We start from the raw sequence: 16,166 nt of genomic DNA, 5'->3' as shown, positions 1-16,166 counted from the left end.
GCGCGAATTGAAGCTCCGCAGCTCGATATCAATGAATTTAAGCCGACTGGCAGCAAAGGCGCAGGATTGTAGCGCAGTGCGGCAGATGCGCCCAAACACACGGTGTGACAAAGGGCTGCAGGCCGTCGGCGAAGCGCGTTTCAGGGCCTTCGGTCGTCGGCGGGATTTTTTAACGAGTGCCCAGGCGCGGTGCGCGGCTCTATAATGCTCCGCAGTTTTCCGTCCCCAGTACAGGTATCTCCTATGAAACGTCCAAGTGGTCGCGCTGCCGATCAGCTCCGCTCGATCCGCATTACCCGCAACTACACCAAACACGCCGAGGGATCCGTACTGGTCGAATTCGGTGATACCAAAGTCATCTGCACCGTCAGCGTCGAAAACGGCGTGCCGCGTTTCCTCAAAGGCCAGGGCCAGGGTTGGCTGACCGCCGAATACGGCATGCTGCCGCGCGCCACTGGCGAGCGTAACCAGCGTGAAGCGAGCCGTGGCAAGCAAGGTGGTCGCACCCTGGAAATCCAGCGTCTGATCGGCCGTTCCCTGCGCGCCGCGCTGGACATGTCCAAGCTGGGCGACGTCACCCTGTACGTCGACTGCGATGTGATCCAGGCCGACGGTGGTACCCGTACCGCGTCGATCACCGGCGCCATGGTTGCGCTGGTCGATGCACTGAAAGTGATCAAGAAGCGCGGCGGCCTGAAGGGCGGCGACCCGCTCAAGCAAATGATCGGTGCCGTCTCCGTGGGCATGTACCAGGGCGAGCCAGTGCTGGATCTGGACTATCTTGAAGATTCCGCCGCCGAGACCGACCTCAATGTGGTGATGACCAGCACCGGTGGCTTCATCGAAGTGCAGGGCACCGCTGAAGGCGCGCCGTTCCAGCCTGAAGAGCTGAACGCGATGCTGGAACTGGCCAAGAAAGGCATGAACGAGATCTTCGAACTGCAAAAGGCTGCATTGGCCGACTGAACAGGTTCGTAACCCGCAAGGAGGACGCGATGAGTGATGAGCAAGAGTTGCTGCCCAAGCCGAGCCAGGAGGTTCGCCAATGGGCCATGTTTTGTCACTTGTCCGCCTTGCTGGGGATCTGGATTCCGTTCGGCACGCTGATCGGGCCGCTGGTCCTGTGGCAGATGAAACGCGAGACCGATCCGTTCATCGACGCCCAGGGCAAGGAAGCGCTGAATTTCCAGATCACCGTGGCGATTGCTTCGATGATCTGCTTCGTGCTGATGCTGTTGATTATCGGGTTCGTGCTGTTCGGCCTGCTGGCCATTGCGGCGTTGGTGCTGACGATCATCGGTGGCGTAAAAGCCAATGAAGGTTTTCCGTACCGTTATCCGTTTACCTGGCGCTTGATCAAATAACATTCAGCCGAAAGGTGCATGTTGGAATAATCAATTCTGCATATTTAAAAGCCCTGACTTGTCGGGGCTTTTTTGCAACTAAATAAACCTGCATTGCTCGTAGGAATAGTCTGCATGCGATGAGTGGCAGAACAAATTTTATATATTCATCGGCCTTACATTTTTAGTCACAACTGTAATGCTCGATGCGGCCAAAGGGCATTGGCAGCATGACTTTGCGCTTGTTAAGGTTGCCGCACGTCATATTCCTTCAGAAATATTTCGATATATTCAGGCCATCGAAGGCTCTTGAATTTCAGTGTTTCCAGTGTTGAAACAACCAGCCGATTCGTGAGGCGTATCCAGGGAAAAGTTCGCCTCCGACTATATAGCCAAGAATAATCCAGATGATTCAGCTCGATTTTTACGGCACGCTCGTGGCCGCTTCCCTAGTACTTCTGCTGGGGCGTGGTCTTGTTACCCGTGTTGGTGTACTGCGCAATTTCAATATTCCCGAACCTGTTGCGGGTGGCCTGTTGGTGGCTCTGGTTCTTCTGGTATTGCGAGCGCTCGATATAGAAGTCCGGTTCGATACCTCGTTGCAGGCGCCGCTGATGCTGGCGTTTTTTGCCACTATCGGCCTGAGTGCAGACTTCGCCAGCCTCAAGAAGGGCGGTCGCGTAGTAGGGATATTTCTATTGGCGGTCACCGGCCTCCTGATCCTGCAGAACGCCATGGGCATCGGACTTGCCACAATGCTGGGGCTCGACCCGCTGATGGGGCTGTTGACGGGCTCCATCACGCTGGCCGGTGGTCACGGAACCGGTGCTGCATGGGGAACGGTATTCAGCGAGAAATACGGTCTGGCCTCCGCCTCCGAGCTGGCGATAGCTTCGGCGACATTCGGTCTGGTGCTGGGTGGTTTGATCGGTGGTCCGGTTGCCCGTTTGCTTATCAAGCGTGTCGAGGTGCCTGGTTGTCATCCGCAGGAGGCGCCGCGTCTGCCAAAGGGGTTTGAGCAGCCGAACAAGGAGCGCTCGATCACGCCATTCTCGTTCATCGAAACCCTGGCGCTGATCGCGGTCAGCCTGCTGGTGGGCAATCTCCTGAACGGGCTGCTGCATGGCACGGCATTCGAATTGCCGACATTTGTTTGTGTCCTGTTCGTGGGTGTCGTGCTGCGCAACGGCCTCTCGGCGTTTGGCTTGTATCAGGTATTCGAGCGGGAAGTCTCGGTACTGGGCAACGTCAGTCTGTCACTGTTTCTGGCGATTGCGCTGATGTCGCTCAAGTTGTGGGATCTGGCAGCCCTGGCGTTGCCGATTTTCATTATTCTGGCCGTGCAGACGCTGGTCATGGCGCTGTTCGCGGTGTTCGTAACGTTCAGGGTGATGGGCCGCAATTACGATGCGGCAGTGCTGGCGGCCGGGCATTGCGGTTTCGGCCTCGGTGCGACGCCTACCGCCATTGCGAACATGCAAGCGGTGACGCAGCGTTACGGGCCTTCGCAGATTGCGTTTCTGGTCGTGCCGATGGTGGGTGCATTCTTCATCGATATCATCAACGTCATCGTGATCAAGTTGTATTTGGCGCTGCCGTTCTTCGCCGCTGTCTAAGGCGCGTTCCAGCCTGGGACTGACGCATAAAAAATGCCCGTATCCTGCGATACGGGCATTTTTTTACTGCGAAACGACGCTTAGATGGTCAGCGTCCAGTCGTAGTCGACGATCAGTGGCGCGTGCTGCGAGAACCGTGGCTGACGCGGCAGGCGTGCGCTGCGCACGAAGCGCCGCAGGCCCGGGGTCAGGATCTGGTAGTCGAAACGCCAGCCCAGATTCAGCATCTCGGCCTGTTCGTTGTCCGGCCACCAGCTGTACTGGTCGCCTTCGCGGCTGACTTCGCGCAGGGCATCGACGTAGCCCATGTTGCCGACAATCTCGTCCATCCAGGCGCGTTCCGGCGCCAGGAAACCCGGGGATTGCTGGCTGTCGCGCCAGTTCTTGATGTCGAGCTTCTGCTGCGCGACGTACAGCGAGCCACAATAAATGTACTCGCGACGTTTGCGCCGCTGTTTGTCCAGGTACTTGCCGAAGTCGTCCATGAGCTTGAACTTCTGGTTCAAGTCCTCATCGCCGTTCATCCCCGAAGGAAGCAGCAAGGTGGCAATACTGACTTTGTCGAAATCTGCTTGCAGGTAGCGCCCGTAGCGGTCGGCCGTCTCGAATCCGAGACCGCTGATGACAGCCTTCGGTTGCAACCGCGAATACAAAGCCACGCCGCCTTGGGCAGGGACTTCAGCATCGCAGGCATAAAGGAAGTAGCCATCCAGTTGGAAGGCTGGGTCGTCCAGTTCAAAGGCGGAGGCACGGGTGTCCTGCAGGCAGATGACGTCGGCATTCTGTGCCTGCAGCCAACTGAGCAAACCGCGCTCGACTGCAGCCTGAATACCATTGACGTTCACACTGATGATCCGCATAAATGGCCCCAAAAATCGCGTGCGTGTATGATACACGGCGTCAAGCTAATTAGCTAAATCCGTGGTATTTGGGGTTTTTTTCATGCAAGCGTATCAGCGCGATTTCATTCGTTTTGCCATCGATCGCGGCGTTTTGCGCTTCGGTGAGTTCACCCTGAAGTCCGGGCGCACCAGTCCTTACTTCTTCAATGCCGGCCTGTTCAACTCGGGTTCCGCGCTGGCGCAGCTGGGCCGTTTCTACGCCGCAGCTATCGCCGAGAGCGGTATTCCGTTCGACGTGCTGTTCGGCCCGGCCTACAAAGGCATCCCGCTGGCGGCAACCACTGCCGTGGCGCTGGCCGAACACCACAACCGTGACCTGCCATGGTGCTTCAACCGCAAAGAAGCCAAGGCCCACGGCGAGGGCGGCAGCCTGGTCGGCGCACCGCTGACCGGTGAAGTGCTGATCATCGACGACGTGATCACGGCTGGCACCGCGATCCGTGAGGTGATGCAGATCATCGCTTCCCAGGACGGCGCCAAGGCCGCCGGCGTGCTGATCGCCCTGAACCGTCAGGAACGCGGCAACGACGAGCTGTCGGCAATCCAGGAGGTCGAGCGTGATTTCGGCATCCCGGTCATCAGCATCGTGTCGCTCAACCAGGTGCTGGAATTCCTGGCTGACGACCCTCAGCTCAAGCAGCACCTGCCAGCTGTTGAAGCCTATCGCGCCCAGTTCGGCGTCTGATACAAAAAGGCCCTGTCACGACAGGGCCTTTTTTTGCCTGGTTTACAGCAAGCTTCGCCATTTTTCGACAAGTCGCACACAGAGCCACACGTTGACTGCGACAAACGCGAACAGTGCGCAGGTCATCAGCACGAACAGTGTCCGGCTTGTGTCGAAATCCCAGAAATCGAGGGTGCTGGTGCGGACAATTCCCACGGCTGCGGGCAGATTGACGTAAAACAGCGCGGCAAACGCGCACGTCAATGGAAGCGCACAACTGAAGAGCGTCCCCACAACCGTTTCCCGGCTGCGCTTTCTGGCCTGAACGCCTGATTGATATTGATCCAGCGCCATCGCCTCGGTCAGCCTGGGCCACGCCAGGTTGAACAGGAAAGTGGCCAGGGTCAGCAGCAAGCCGCTGACCGCGACGATGTCACTGAACGGCATTGAGTCCCAGCGTTGCGCAGAGTAAAGCGTGGGAGTCTTCGCTGATCTCGAATTGCCCGGCGCTGCCCTTGCGCTTGGTGATGGGTTTGAAGGTCGGCTCATTTTGCGTGATCAGCATGTTCAGTTCATCGCGGATGACGTCGGAGCTGATGACCACCAAAAAAACAGTCTGAGCGTGCTCGGCTGACTCGATCACCGCGCGCATGCTGTGTTGCAGGATGTCGTCGAGCTGATTGCGAAAGCGCGACACGGTGTTCTTCAGCAAGGTTTTGCTCTGACTCTGGGTCAGTTGAAAAATGGTCGAGATTTGCGATTCGGTCGGTAATGTCTGCCCGAAGTAGCTTTGAATCAGGTAAAGGAGGCGATCCTGCTTGGCTTCGTCGGCCCGGCTGGGCATGCCGCCCTCGACCAGCATTTTCAGGTATTCGGTCAGGCTGGCCTTGGCGATACGCTGAAGAGCGTGGGCAATTTCCGCGTCGCCGATGCGCAGGGTTTTTTTGACCGGTTCCTTTTGCTCCTGCTCGAAAGCGTCGGCGTCGATCGTGAATGAGATCTGCATGATTCAGTTCTCCACGATTATCTGGAGGACTGATCCGGATACGGATCTGCCACTGCATCGCCCTGACCGCTCAAGATATTCCAGCCATTGAGCACGTGGGTGCTGGGTTGGTAGTCAGGGCAGGGTGGAAGCGAGGTTTTCGATTGATTGGAGTATTCGCGTCCACAGTCTGCACATTTGTAGGTGCCTGCGGAAACGTCACTGCCATAAGGTACGTGGTTTTTTTGCATGGGGAGGATCTCCTGTGAATTCAGGGAAGATCCTATGAAGAATGCTGCTTTCGCGATGTCGGACGCTTCGTTGATGAGCGTCGGACATTTCTTTAGCGCACAAAAAAATCGCAGCCTTCGCCATCTCCTGCAGAAATTTCATACACGCGAAATTCGTTTTTGCAGGAATGGCCGCAGGCTGCGATCTTTTATATTTCAGCGATCAGTGACGCTTGCGATTGCTGATCAGCGTACCCACACCGGTGTCGGTGAAGATTTCCAGCAGGATCGCGTTCGGTACGCGGCCGTCGATGATCAGCGAGCTGCCCACGCCGCCCTGAACCGCTTCCAGCGCGCAGCGGATCTTCGGCAGCATGCCGCCGTAGATGGTGCCGTCGGCGATCAGGTCGTCGACCTGCTGGGTGCTCAGGCCGGTCAGTACGGTGCCCGACTTGTCCATCAGACCGGCGATGTTGGTCAGCAGCATCAGCTTCTCGGCTTTCAGTGCTTCGGCAACCTTGCCGGCCACCAGGTCCGCGTTGATGTTGTACGACTCGCCGTTTTCACCCACGCCGATCGGCGCGATCACCGGGATGAAGTTGCCTTTGACCAGCAGGTTCAGCAGTTCGGTGTTGATCCCGACCACTTCGCCCACATGGCCGATGTCGATGATTTCCGGCTGGGTCATCTCCGGAGTCTGGCGGGTGACGGTGAGCTTCTTCGCACGAATCAGCCCGGCATCTTTACCGGTCAGGCCAATGGCGCTGCCGCCGTGGCGGTTGATCAGGTTGACGATGCTTTTGTTGACCTGGCCGCCGAGGACCATTTCCACCACGTCCATGGTCGCGGCGTCGGTGACGCGCATGCCGTCGACGAAGTGGCTCTCAATCGACAGGCGCTTGAGCAGATCACCGATCTGCGGGCCACCGCCGTGCACGACCACCGGGTTGATGCCCACGGCCTTCATCAGCACGATGTCGCGGGCGAAGCCGGTTTTCAGCTCCTCGCTTTCCATCGCGTTGCCGCCGTATTTGATCACCAGGGTCTTGCCGACGTATCGGCGGATGTAAGGCAGCGCTTCGGACAGGACCTTGGCAGTGTTGGCGGCGGCATCGCGTTCGAGGGTCATTCAGGGCTCCGGGTGAATCAGCAATCAGAACGGTAGTTGGAGATCAGGTGCAACGCGTTTCAGTTGGGCATGGAACACAGCCTTGATGCGCTGCAATTCAGCCTCGTCATCGGCCTCGAAGCGCAGCACCAGCACCGGTGTGGTGTTGGACGCGCGCACCAGGCCCCAGCCTTTGGCGTAGTCGACCCGCACGCCGTCAATGGTGGTCAGGTCGGCGCCTGGGCCCCACTGCGCATCGTGCAGTGCATCAATGATGCTGAATTTGCTCTCTTCGGTCACATGGATATTGATTTCCGGCGTGGAAATATCGTTCGGGAAGGTCGCGAACAGCTCCTCGGCCGAGGATTTTTCCTTGCTGAGGATTTCCAGCAGCCGTGCGGCGCTGTAAATGCCGTCGTCGAAACCGAACCAGCGTTCCTTGAAGAAAATGTGCCCGCTCATTTCGCCGGCCAACAGCGCGCCGGATTGTTTCATTTTCTTTTTGATCAACGAGTGACCGGTCTTCCACATTAGCGGCCGACCGCCATATTCCTTGATCAGCGGGATCAGGCGACGGGTGCATTTGACGTCGAAGATGATCTCCGCGTCCGGGTTGCGCGCCACCACGTCACGGGCGAACAGCATCAGCAGGCGATCCGGAAACACGATGGTGCCGGTATTGGTCACCACGCCGACGCGGTCGCCGTCGCCGTCGAAGGCCAAACCGATGTCAGCCTTGGTTTCCTTGACCTTGGCGATCAGGTCGACGAGGTTTTCAGGCTTGCCCGGGTCCGGGTGATGGTTCGGGAAGTTGCCGTCGACTTCGCAGAACAGCGGGATGACTTCGCAGTTCAACGCTTCGATCAGTTGCGGGGCGATCACGCCGGCAGCGCCGTTGCCGCAGTCGACCACGACTTTCAGGCGCCGGGCCAGTTTGATGTCCTGGACGATTTCGGTGTTGTAGCGGTCGAGGATCTCGACCTGGGTCACGCTGCCCGTGCCGCTGCTCAGGTTGCCGGTCTTGAGGCGCTCGTGCAGGGCCTGGATCTGTTCGTTGGCGAGGGTGTCGCCGGCGATCACGATCTTGAAGCCGTTGTAGTTCGACGGGTTGTGGCTGCCGGTGAGCATTACGCCGGATTTGCCGGCCAGTACGTTGGCGGCGTAGTACAGCGCCGGGGTCGGCACCAGGCCGACATCGCTGACGTGGCAGCCGCTTTCGGCGATGCCGCGGATCAGCTCGGCAACCAGTTCCGGACCCGACAGACGGCCGTCACGGCCAACGGATACGTTCGGTTCGCCCTGGGCCAGGCTCTGGGAGCCGATGGCGCGACCGATCCAGTAGGCGGTTTCGCCATTGAGGAATTCCGGCACGGTGCCGCGAATGTCGTAGGCGCGGAAGATGCTGTCGGGAAGCTTCGGGGCGACTTGGGCGGGGGTGCTCATCTGCGAAAATGCTCCATCTCGAAAGTGGCTGGACACACCGACGACTCATTCGACGGCAAGCTCAAACTGAAGGGTATGACGGCAGTTTTCACAGAGAGTTCGTGGTGTGAAAGGGCCATGACGCCTTGTGCGGCGTGGCTTTGGCCTGCCAATGCCTTGATTTTCAGCGGTAAACGTTGCAGATGACATTTTGAAATTCGTGGCGAGAAACGCGCCCTCGCCACGACAGATTTCTAGCCGATCACTTGGTACCGGAATGGCCGAAACCGCCAGCGCCACGCTCGGTTTCGACGAACTCTTCAACCATCTCGAAGTGCGCCTGCACCACCGGTACCAGCACCAGTTGCGCCAGGCGCTCGCCGACCGGCATGGTGAATTCGGTCTGGCCACGGTTCCAGCAGGACACCATCAGCGGGCCCTGGTAGTCGGAATCGATCAGGCCGACCAGATTGCCCAGCACGATGCCGTGCTTATGGCCCATGCCCGAGCGCGGCAGGATCAGCGCGGCGAGGTTCGGGTCGCCGATGTACACCGACAGCCCGGTAGGAATCAGCACGGTTTCACCCGGTTTGATCACGATGTCCTCTTGCAGCATGGCGCGCAGGTCGAGGCCGGCGGAGCCCGGTGTGGCGTATTGCGGCAGCGGGAATTCGGTACCGATGCGTGGGTCGAGGATCTTGGCTTGCAAAGCGTGCATGTAAATTAAACCTGGTTCAGACGTTCGGCGATAAAAGTGACGAGCTGGCGAGCGATCTTGCTCTTGCTGGTCTGGGCGAAAACCGTGGCGTGCAGCCCACGATCGATGACACTGCAGGCGTTTTCTTCGCTGTTGAAACCGATGCTCGGGTTGGCGACGTCGTTGGCGACGATCAGATCGAGATTCTTGTCCTTCAGCTTGCGTGCAGCGTAGTCGAGCAGGTGTTCGGTCTCGGCGGCGAAGCCGACACTGAACGGACGGTCGGGACGGGTCGCGATGGTGGCCAGGATGTCCGGGTTACGCACCATTTGCAGGACGAAGCCGTCACCGCTCGTAGGGTCTTTCTTCAATTTTTGCGGGGCGACGACTTCCGGGCGGTAGTCCGCCACCGCTGCCGAGGCGATGAAGATGTCGCAAGGGATCGCGGCTTCACACGCGGCGAGCATGTCGCGGGCGCTGACCACGTCGATACGCGTGACGCGATCCGGCGTCGGCAAATGCACCGGGCCGCTGATCAGTGTGACGCGGGCGCCGGCTTCCACCGCCGCTTCAGCCAGGGCGAAGCCCATTTTGCCGGAGCTGTGGTTGGTGATGTAGCGCACCGGGTCGATGTTTTCCTGGGTCGGACCGGCAGTGATCACCACGTGCTTGCCGGTCAGCGCCTGACGCTGGAAGCAGTCTGCCGCGAGCTGGGCCAGATCGGTGGCTTCCATCATGCGGCCCATGCCGACGTCGCCGCATGCCTGGCTGCCCGAGGCCGGGCCGAAGGTCTTCAGGCCACGACTTTCAAGGAGTTGCAGGTTGGCCTGGGTCGCCGGGTCGCGCCACATGGCCTGGTTCATGGCCGGGGCGACAGCGACGATGGCGTCGGTGGCCAGCACCAGCGTGGTCAGCAGATCGTTGGCGATGCCTTGGGCCAGACGGGCCAGCAGGTCGGCGGTGGCCGGGGCGATCAGCACCAGATCGGCCCATTTGGCCAGTTCGATGTGGCCCATCGCCGCTTCGGCAGCCGGGTCGAGCAAATCCAGGTGAACCGGGTGGCCGGACAGCGCCTGCATGGTCAGCGGGGTGATGAATTCGCTGCCGCCACGGGTCATGACCACGCGCACTTCGGCGCCCTGATCGATCAGGCGGCGCACAAGGTCGGCGCTCTTGTAGGCAGCAATGCCGCCGCCGACGCCCAGAACGATGCGTTTCCGATACAGCCGCTGCATAGGTCTGCCTTTCATTTCGTTGGTGACATACGTGGCGAAACCCCCTCCCCAGGGTGAATTCGCCCGCAAAAAAGATGGGCTACGATATCACAGCGACCGCTACGGAACAGCGGCGCCCACAGACAAGGAAGGTGTATGAGTATTCGCGATTGGCCGGCGGCGGAAAGGCCGCGGGAGAAGCTGTTGGAACAGGGCTCGGGAAGTCTTTCCGATGCCGAATTGCTGGCCATTTTTCTACGGACTGGCGTATCCGGTAAAAGCGCGGTGGATGTCGCAAGACACCTGCTGGGTCAGTTCGGCAGCTTGCGTGCGTTGCTTGAGGCCGATCTCGCAACGTTCAGCGAACAACTGGGCCTGGGCCCGGCGAAGTTCGCCCAGCTGCAAGCTGTGCTGGAAATGGGGCGGCGACATTTGGCCGAGCGCATGCGGCAGAAAACGGCGCTGGAAAACCCGCAGGTCGTGCGCGATTACCTCAAGGCCATGCTGCGCCACGAGCCACACGAGGTGTTCGGTTGCCTGTTTCTCGACTCCAAACATCAGGTGCTGACCTTCGAGACGCTGTTTCGCGGCTCGATCGACAATACCGCCGTGCATCCCCGGGAAGTCGTGAAACGTTCCCTGGCCAATAACGCGGCGGCCGTGATCCTGTGTCACAACCATCCGTCGGGTAATACCGATCCGAGTCAGGCTGATCGATTATTGACCAAGCGCTTGCAGAAGGCTTTGGAGCTGATCGACGTGCGGGTGCTCGATCACTTCATCGTTGGTGATGGGGAGCCGTTGTCGATGGCGGAGTGTGGCTGGATGTAGCCCGCAGCGACCGTGGTCGCTGCGGGCCTAGGCGGATTACTTGAGGGTGACCTTGGAGTAGTCCTGCCGGCCGAACGGGCTGACCGAATAACCCTGCACGTCCTTACGCGTCAGCGCATATGCCGTCGGATGCGCCAGCGGCAGCCACAATGCCTGCTGCTGAATCTGCGCCTGCGCCTGCTCGTACAGCTTGGTGCGCACACCTTGCTCGCTGGTGGTCTTGCCGGCGCTGATCAGTTTGTCCAGATCGGCGTTGCAGTAGCGGGCGAAGTTGGTGCCGGACTTCACTGCCGCGCAGGAAAACTGCGGGGTGAGGAAGTTGTCCGGGTCGCCGTTGTCGCCGGCCCAGCCCATGAACAGCAAATCATGTTCGCCAGCCTTGGCGCGACGGATCAACTCGCCCCACTCGATCACGCGAATTTCCGCCTGAATGCCGATTTCCGCCAGGTCCGATTGCAGCAACTGTGCACCGAGGCTCGGGTTCGGATTCAGCAGGCTGCCGGACGGGCGAGTCCAGATGGTGGTCTGGAAACCGTCCTTCAGTCCGGCCTTGGCCAGCAATGCCTTGGCCTTGTTAACGTCGTGGGCATAACCGGGCAGATTCTTCGCATAGCTCCAGGTGTTTGGCGGATATGGGCCGTTGGCGGCTTCGGCGGTGTCCTCGAACACGGCTTTAAGGTAGTTGGCCTTGTCGAACGCGAGGTTGATCGCCTGGCGCACTTCCGGCTTGTCCAGTGGTGGATGCTGGCTGTTGATGCCGACGAATGCGGTCATGAACGCGTCAGTCTTTTCGACTTTCAGCGTCGGTTCTTCTTTCGCGGCCTGTACGTCCAGAGGCTTGGGCGACAGGGCAATCTGGCACTCGTTACGCCGCAACTTTTGCAGGCGCACGTTGGCGTCCGGGGTGATGGCGAAGATCAGCGGATCCACCGCCGGTTTGCCACCGAAGTAGTCTGGGTTGGCCTTATAGCGAACTGACGCATCTTTCTGGAAGCGGGTGAATACGAACGGGCCAGTGCCGATCGGCTGGCTGTTGAGCTTGTCGGTCGCGCCGGCCTTCAGCAGTTTGTCGGCGTATTCAGCAGAATAAATGGAGGCAAAACCCATGCTCAGGGTCGCGAGGAACGTCGAGTCCGGGTGATCGAGGGTGAAGCGCACGGTCAGCGGATCCAGTGCGTCGATCTTTTTGATCAGCGTCGGCAGTTGCATCGACTGGGCATGAGGGAAGCCGCTCTGGGCGACTTTGTGCCACGGGTTGGCCGGGTCGAGCATGCGGTCGAAGCTGAACTTGACGTCTTCGGCGGTCAGTTCGCGAGTCGGCTTGAAGTAGTCGGTGGTATGGAACTTCACCTGCGGGTGCAGCTTGAAGACATAAGTCAGGCCATCGGTGCTGACTTCCCAGCTGTCGGCCAGGCTCGGCACGACCTTGCCGCTGGCGGTGTCGAAGTCCACCAGGCGATTCATCAGCACGTCGGCCGAGGCGTTGGTGGTGGTCAGCGAGTTATACTGCACCACGTCGAACCCTTCGGGGCTGGCCTCGGTGCAGACGCTCAGGGCGGCGGCCTGGGCCAGTGGACTCAGTAACAGCGGGGCGAAGAGCAGGGGGAGGGCAGCGAGGCGCATGGTCGGCTTCCTTTACAGATCGAAGGCCCATCTGCAAGTGCAGTCTGGAAAAGGCCTACCCTAGTGGTCGCGATTGCAAATGACTATCCCCTTTTTGCATTTTCGGGGCTGCGCGGGTGAGGATTTGTCGGAAGAGACGGCAGGAAAAGTCTTGATAGCGGGTATGATCGATTTTCTTCGACGAATGGTAAAAATTGCCGGCAGCCTTTGTCCAAGGCGCTTGCGCGCGGAAAAAGCGGCTTTTTAGCCATTCTTTGCACACGGAAAGTTGTTGCTCCGTGGTCTTTCTGGTATAAAGCAGCGCTCTTTTCTAGGGGCCCGGTTCCTTCGCTTGTAGGTGTAGCCGGTAAGACCTCTAAAGAATCGCGGCGCCTGGCGCCACAATGACTAGAGATTAAGCGGCCAACCCATGCCGGGTTGGGCATGTGGTTTTAGAGGGCTGAGGCATGTCTAGAGTATGTCAAGTTACCGGTAAGGGTCCGGTGACTGGGAACAACATTTCCCACGCAAACAACAAAACCCGTCGTCGTTTCCTGCCGAACCTGCAGCATCACCGCTTCTGGGTTGAAGAAGAGAAACGTTTCGTACGCCTGCGCGTTTCCGCCAAAGGCATGCGTATCATCGACAAGCGTGGCATCAGCGTTGTGCTGGCCGAGCTGCGTCGCGACGGCAAGGTTTAAGGGAGCTAATCATGCGTGAATTGATTCGTTTGATCTCGAGCGCCGGTACTGGTCACTTCTACACTACCGACAAGAACAAGCGTACTACCCCGGACAAAATCGAGATCAAGAAATATGATCCGGTTGTTCGCAAGCACGTGATCTACAAGGAAGGCAAAATCAAGTAATTGATTTTTCCCGACTTACGAAAAAGGCCCGTATCTCACGATACGGGCCTTTTTTGTTGCCGAAAAATCGTCGCTGCCGTGATCCACAAAAAAGGCCTGCACCTTTCGGTGCAGGCCTTCTTGAGGGGGGTAACGTCAAATCCGTCGGATCATTTTCGGGTCAGATTGAACCAGATAATTCCACGCATGGGGTTGAGGTCAACGATCAGGGTCTCGACGTTTTCATCCTCCTGTTCCTGTTCCTGTTCCTGTTCCTGTTCCTGTTCGTCCGGATCTTTGACGGAGTAGCCGGTGAGTTGTTCGATGTAGGCCCTGACGGCCGGTACAAAGGGAGTACCGATCAGATGGCCGATCAGTTGAAATGCGTTTTCCTGAGCCATGTTCTCATTTCCTTATGATTGAGAGTCCCTTGTGGACGACAGGATTCTTCACTCTTCTGCGGCGCTCCGTGCGATATATATTTATTCCTTGCCTTCAAAAATCACATAAATCTTGCGGCAAGCCTCCAGGACCTCCCAAGTGCCACGGAAGCCAGCCGGAATGACGAAGCGGTCGCCGACTCGTAGGGTTTTGGCATTGCCTTCACCGTCACGCAGCACCGAAACGCCTTGCAGGATTTCGCAGTATTCGTGCTCGGTGTAATTCACCGTCCACTGACCCACCGCACCTTCCCACACGCCGACGCCCATCTGCCCGCAAGGGCTGTCGTATTGATTGAACACCGCCTGCTCGGGATCGCCCTTGAGCACTTTGGCCGGGTCCGGGCGATAGCGTTCGGCTTCGGTGGTGGTCAGGCTGATGTCGACGACGTTCTGGATGTTCATTGTTGTTTTCTCCCGTGATGACGGCGCGGTGGCGTGAAAGGGCCAAAGTCTATGTTGATTAAATTGAACGCCGCAAGGCCGTATGGCGAGCTTGTGTCAAATATATTGAAACAACCCCGGCCGCTGGTTTAGGGTGGCGGATGCCTTGGGCCGAAAAGCAGGCTGGCCGGGCAGTATTCCTGAGGACGACCGCGACGATCGCGGCGCTCGTATTGAACAAGAGGAGGACACTCGAATGACCACCCTGACTCGTGCCGACTGGGAACAACGCGCCCGCGACCTGAAGATCGAAGGCCGCGCCTACCTCAATGGCGAGTACACCGATGCCGTCTCCGGCGAGACCTTCGAGTGCATCAGCCCGGTCGATGGCCGTCTGCTGGGCAAGATAGCCAGCTGTGACGCCGCCGACGCCCAGCGCGCCGTGGAAAACGCCCGCGCCACTTTCAATTCCGGCGTCTGGTCGCGTCTGGCACCGACCAAGCGCAAAGCCACCATGATCCGTTTCGCCGGTCTGCTCAAGCAGCACGCTGAAGAACTGGCCCTGCTCGAAACCCTCGACATGGGCAAGCCGATCAGCGATTCGCTGTACATCGACGTGCCAGGTGCCGCGCAAGCCCTGAGCTGGAGCGGTGAAGCGATCGACAAGATCTACGACGAAGTCGCCGCCACCCCGCACGATCAACTGGGTCTGGTAACTCGCGAACCAGTGGGCGTTGTCGGCGCCATCGTGCCGTGGAACTTCCCGCTGATGATGGCCTGCTGGAAACTCGGCCCGGCGCTGTCGACCGGTAACTCGGTGATCCTCAAGCCGTCGGAAAAATCCCCGCTGACTGCCATCCGCATCGCCGAACTGGCGGTCGAGGCCGGCATTCCGAAAGGCGTACTGAACGTGCTGCCAGGCTACGGCCACACCGTCGGCAAGGCGCTCGCTCTGCATAACGATGTCGACACCCTGGTGTTCACCGGTTCGACCAAGATCGCCAAGCAGTTGATGATCTATTCCGGTGAATCGAACATGAAGCGCGTCTGGCTTGAAGCCGGCGGCAAGAGCCCGAACATCGTGTTTGCCGATGCGCCGGACCTGCAAGCCGCTGCCGAATCCGCCGCCAGCGCCATCGCCTTCAACCAGGGCGAAGTCTGCACCGCCGGTTCGCGTCTGCTGGTCGAGCGTTCGATCAAGGACAAATTCCTGCCGATGGTGATCGAAGCGCTGAAAACCTGGAAACCGGGCAACCCGCTGGATCCGGCCACCAATGTGGGTGCGCTGGTCGACACCCAGCAGATGAATACCGTGCTGTCCTACATCGAGTCGGGCCACACCGACGGCGCCAAACTGGTGGCCGGCGGCAAGCGCATCCTTCAGGAAACCGGTGGCACCTACGTCGAGCCGACGATTTTCGACGGCGTGAGCAATGCGATGAAGATTGCCCAGGAAGAGATCTTCGGCCCGGTGCTGTCGGTCATCGCCTTCGATACTGCCGAGGAAGCGATCAACATCGCCAACGACACGCCTTACGGCTTGGCGGCAGCGGTCTGGACTCAGGACATTTCCAAGGCGCACCTGACCGCCAAGGCACTGCGTGCCGGCAGCGTGTGGGTCAACCAGTACGATGGCGGCGACATGACCGCACCGTTCGGCGGCTTCAAGCAGTCGGGCAACGGTCGTGACAAGTCGCTGCATGCGTTCGACAAATACACCGAGCTGAAGGCGACCTGGATCAAGCTGTAAGCCGTTAAGGGAGCCTGCCGACGCGGGCTCCCGAACGGTACAAAGATCCCTGTGGGAGCGGGCTTGCTCGCGAAGGCGGTGTGTCAGTCATCATCAATATCGACTGTCAGACTGCATTCGCGAGCAAGCCC

17 protein-coding genes and 1 pseudogene are annotated in these 16,166 nt (G+C 59.1%); 8 read left to right on the top strand and 10 right to left on the bottom strand.

The window, feature by feature from the left end; genetic code table 11:
* Positions 1-243: 243 nt before the first annotated feature.
* From rph to gltS, 3 genes are all read left to right on the top strand, one after another.
* Entirely contained in the window at positions 244-966 is a 723-nt protein-coding gene (gene rph, locus QR290_RS00185; protein ID WP_003229494.1) for a ribonuclease PH, read from the top strand.
* A gap of 29 nt (positions 967-995) precedes the next feature.
* Positions 996-1,364, top strand: coding sequence for a DUF4870 domain-containing protein (locus QR290_RS00180; protein WP_085731380.1), 369 nt, complete (start codon positions 996-998; stop codon positions 1,362-1,364).
* A gap of 386 nt (positions 1,365-1,750) precedes the next feature.
* Positions 1,751-2,959 (top strand): sodium/glutamate symporter, encoded by a 1,209-nt coding sequence (gltS, locus tag QR290_RS00175; RefSeq protein ID WP_115079691.1) that lies wholly within the window; start codon positions 1,751-1,753, stop codon positions 2,957-2,959.
* Between the two features lie 80 nt (positions 2,960-3,039).
* Here gltS and QR290_RS00170 read toward each other — a convergent pair whose 3' ends face one another.
* Entirely contained in the window at positions 3,040-3,819 is a 780-nt protein-coding gene (locus tag QR290_RS00170) for an exodeoxyribonuclease III (RefSeq protein ID WP_007920349.1), read from the bottom strand.
* An 82-nt stretch (positions 3,820-3,901) separates the two neighbouring features.
* On the opposite strand from QR290_RS00170, the gene pyrE reads away from it, so the two are divergent.
* On the top strand, positions 3,902-4,546 hold the full coding sequence (gene pyrE, locus QR290_RS00165; RefSeq protein ID WP_289204066.1) for an orotate phosphoribosyltransferase: 645 nt from the start codon (positions 3,902-3,904) through the stop codon (positions 4,544-4,546).
* A 42-nt stretch (positions 4,547-4,588) separates the two neighbouring features.
* Here pyrE and QR290_RS00160 read toward each other — a convergent pair whose 3' ends face one another.
* From QR290_RS00160 to coaBC, 6 genes and pseudogenes are all read right to left on the bottom strand, one after another.
* Positions 4,589-4,972 (bottom strand): hypothetical protein, encoded by a 384-nt coding sequence (locus tag QR290_RS00160; protein WP_115079690.1) that lies wholly within the window; start codon positions 4,970-4,972, stop codon positions 4,589-4,591.
* Entirely contained in the window at positions 4,959-5,531 is a 573-nt protein-coding gene (locus QR290_RS00155) for a hypothetical protein (RefSeq protein ID WP_289204065.1), read from the bottom strand. Before QR290_RS00155 ends, QR290_RS00160 begins: the two co-directional genes overlap by 14 nt.
* 432 nt (positions 5,532-5,963) lie before the next feature.
* Entirely contained in the window at positions 5,964-6,869 is a 906-nt protein-coding gene (argB, locus tag QR290_RS00150) for an acetylglutamate kinase (RefSeq protein ID WP_115079687.1), read from the bottom strand.
* A gap of 24 nt (positions 6,870-6,893) precedes the next feature.
* Positions 6,894-8,270: pseudogene (locus QR290_RS00145) on the bottom strand (phosphomannomutase/phosphoglucomutase); the annotation flags it as partial.
* Positions 8,271-8,532: 262 nt separating this feature from the next.
* Positions 8,533-8,988 (bottom strand): dUTP diphosphatase, encoded by a 456-nt coding sequence (gene dut / locus QR290_RS00140; RefSeq protein WP_007954445.1) that lies wholly within the window; start codon positions 8,986-8,988, stop codon positions 8,533-8,535.
* A 5-nt stretch (positions 8,989-8,993) separates the two neighbouring features.
* Positions 8,994-10,202, bottom strand: a complete 1,209-nt coding sequence (gene coaBC, locus QR290_RS00135) for a bifunctional phosphopantothenoylcysteine decarboxylase/phosphopantothenate--cysteine ligase CoaBC (protein ID WP_085708873.1) — start codon at positions 10,200-10,202, stop codon at positions 8,994-8,996.
* A 135-nt stretch (positions 10,203-10,337) separates the two neighbouring features.
* Here coaBC and radC point away from each other — a divergent pair, with 135 nt between their 5' ends.
* Entirely contained in the window at positions 10,338-11,012 is a 675-nt protein-coding gene (gene radC / locus QR290_RS00130; RefSeq protein WP_115079685.1) for a RadC family protein, read from the top strand.
* 36 nt (positions 11,013-11,048) lie between these two features.
* On the opposite strand, the gene QR290_RS00125 is transcribed toward radC, so the two are convergent.
* The gene (locus QR290_RS00125) at positions 11,049-12,635 is read right to left on the bottom strand and encodes an ABC transporter substrate-binding protein (protein WP_115079684.1); all 1,587 of its coding nucleotides are present in this window, start codon (positions 12,633-12,635) and stop codon (positions 11,049-11,051) included.
* A gap of 446 nt (positions 12,636-13,081) precedes the next feature.
* Between QR290_RS00125 and rpmB the strand changes: the two genes are divergently transcribed.
* Positions 13,082-13,315 carry a 50S ribosomal protein L28 gene (gene rpmB, locus QR290_RS00120; protein ID WP_003177273.1) on the top strand — a complete coding sequence of 78 codons (234 nt, stop codon included), beginning with the start codon at positions 13,082-13,084 and terminating at the stop codon, positions 13,313-13,315.
* Between the two features lie 11 nt (positions 13,316-13,326).
* Positions 13,327-13,482, top strand: a complete 156-nt coding sequence (gene rpmG, locus QR290_RS00115; protein WP_003177274.1) for a 50S ribosomal protein L33 — start codon at positions 13,327-13,329, stop codon at positions 13,480-13,482.
* A 149-nt stretch (positions 13,483-13,631) separates the two neighbouring features.
* Here the strand turns inward: rpmG and QR290_RS00110 are convergent, their stop codons facing one another.
* Both QR290_RS00110 and QR290_RS00105 read right to left on the bottom strand, forming a co-directional pair.
* Complete coding sequence (locus tag QR290_RS00110) at positions 13,632-13,862, bottom strand: hypothetical protein (RefSeq protein ID WP_289204064.1); 231 nt, start codon at positions 13,860-13,862, stop codon at positions 13,632-13,634.
* An 81-nt stretch (positions 13,863-13,943) separates the two neighbouring features.
* A complete protein-coding gene (locus QR290_RS00105) occupies positions 13,944-14,306 on the bottom strand; it encodes a cupin domain-containing protein (RefSeq protein WP_115079682.1) in 363 nt (120 codons plus the stop codon).
* Between the two features lie 235 nt (positions 14,307-14,541).
* On the opposite strand from QR290_RS00105, the gene QR290_RS00100 reads away from it, so the two are divergent.
* Entirely contained in the window at positions 14,542-16,035 is a 1,494-nt protein-coding gene (locus QR290_RS00100) for an aldehyde dehydrogenase (RefSeq protein ID WP_007954454.1), read from the top strand.
* The last annotated feature ends 131 nt before the right edge of the window (positions 16,036-16,166 follow it).

It is taken from the genome of Pseudomonas fluorescens (assembly GCF_030344995.1).
Lineage (GTDB): Bacteria > Pseudomonadota > Gammaproteobacteria > Pseudomonadales > Pseudomonadaceae > Aquipseudomonas > Aquipseudomonas fluorescens_BF.
This window is presented reverse-complemented; position numbering and strand designations above follow the sequence as displayed.

Bases quoted from the DNA above. Each gene is read 5' to 3' on its own strand.
- QR290_RS00155 (WP_289204065.1), bottom strand. From the start codon at position 5,531: ATGCAGATCTCATTCACGATCGACGCCGACGCTTTCGAGCAGGAGCAA.
- QR290_RS00180 (WP_085731380.1), top strand. From the start codon at position 996: ATGAGTGATGAGCAAGAGTTGCTGCCCAAGCCGAGCCAGGAGGTTCGC.
- gltS (WP_115079691.1), top strand. From the start codon at position 1,751: ATGATTCAGCTCGATTTTTACGGCACGCTCGTGGCCGCTTCCCTAGTA.
- QR290_RS00160 (WP_115079690.1), bottom strand. From the start codon at position 4,972: ATGCCGTTCAGTGACATCGTCGCGGTCAGCGGCTTGCTGCTGACCCTG.
- rpmG (WP_003177274.1), top strand. From the start codon at position 13,327: ATGCGTGAATTGATTCGTTTGATCTCGAGCGCCGGTACTGGTCACTTC.
- coaBC (WP_085708873.1), bottom strand. From the start codon at position 10,202: ATGCAGCGGCTGTATCGGAAACGCATCGTTCTGGGCGTCGGCGGCGGC.
- QR290_RS00110 (WP_289204064.1), bottom strand. From the start codon at position 13,862: ATGGCTCAGGAAAACGCATTTCAACTGATCGGCCATCTGATCGGTACT.
- rph (WP_003229494.1), top strand. From the start codon at position 244: ATGAAACGTCCAAGTGGTCGCGCTGCCGATCAGCTCCGCTCGATCCGC.
- rpmB (WP_003177273.1), top strand. From the start codon at position 13,082: ATGTCTAGAGTATGTCAAGTTACCGGTAAGGGTCCGGTGACTGGGAAC.
- QR290_RS00100 (WP_007954454.1), top strand. From the start codon at position 14,542: ATGACCACCCTGACTCGTGCCGACTGGGAACAACGCGCCCGCGACCTG.
- QR290_RS00170 (WP_007920349.1), bottom strand. From the start codon at position 3,819: ATGCGGATCATCAGTGTGAACGTCAATGGTATTCAGGCTGCAGTCGAG.
- argB (WP_115079687.1), bottom strand. From the start codon at position 6,869: ATGACCCTCGAACGCGATGCCGCCGCCAACACTGCCAAGGTCCTGTCC.
- QR290_RS00125 (WP_115079684.1), bottom strand. From the start codon at position 12,635: ATGCGCCTCGCTGCCCTCCCCCTGCTCTTCGCCCCGCTGTTACTGAGT.
- dut (WP_007954445.1), bottom strand. From the start codon at position 8,988: ATGCACGCTTTGCAAGCCAAGATCCTCGACCCACGCATCGGTACCGAA.
- radC (WP_115079685.1), top strand. From the start codon at position 10,338: ATGAGTATTCGCGATTGGCCGGCGGCGGAAAGGCCGCGGGAGAAGCTG.
- QR290_RS00105 (WP_115079682.1), bottom strand. From the start codon at position 14,306: ATGAACATCCAGAACGTCGTCGACATCAGCCTGACCACCACCGAAGCC.
- pyrE (WP_289204066.1), top strand. From the start codon at position 3,902: ATGCAAGCGTATCAGCGCGATTTCATTCGTTTTGCCATCGATCGCGGC.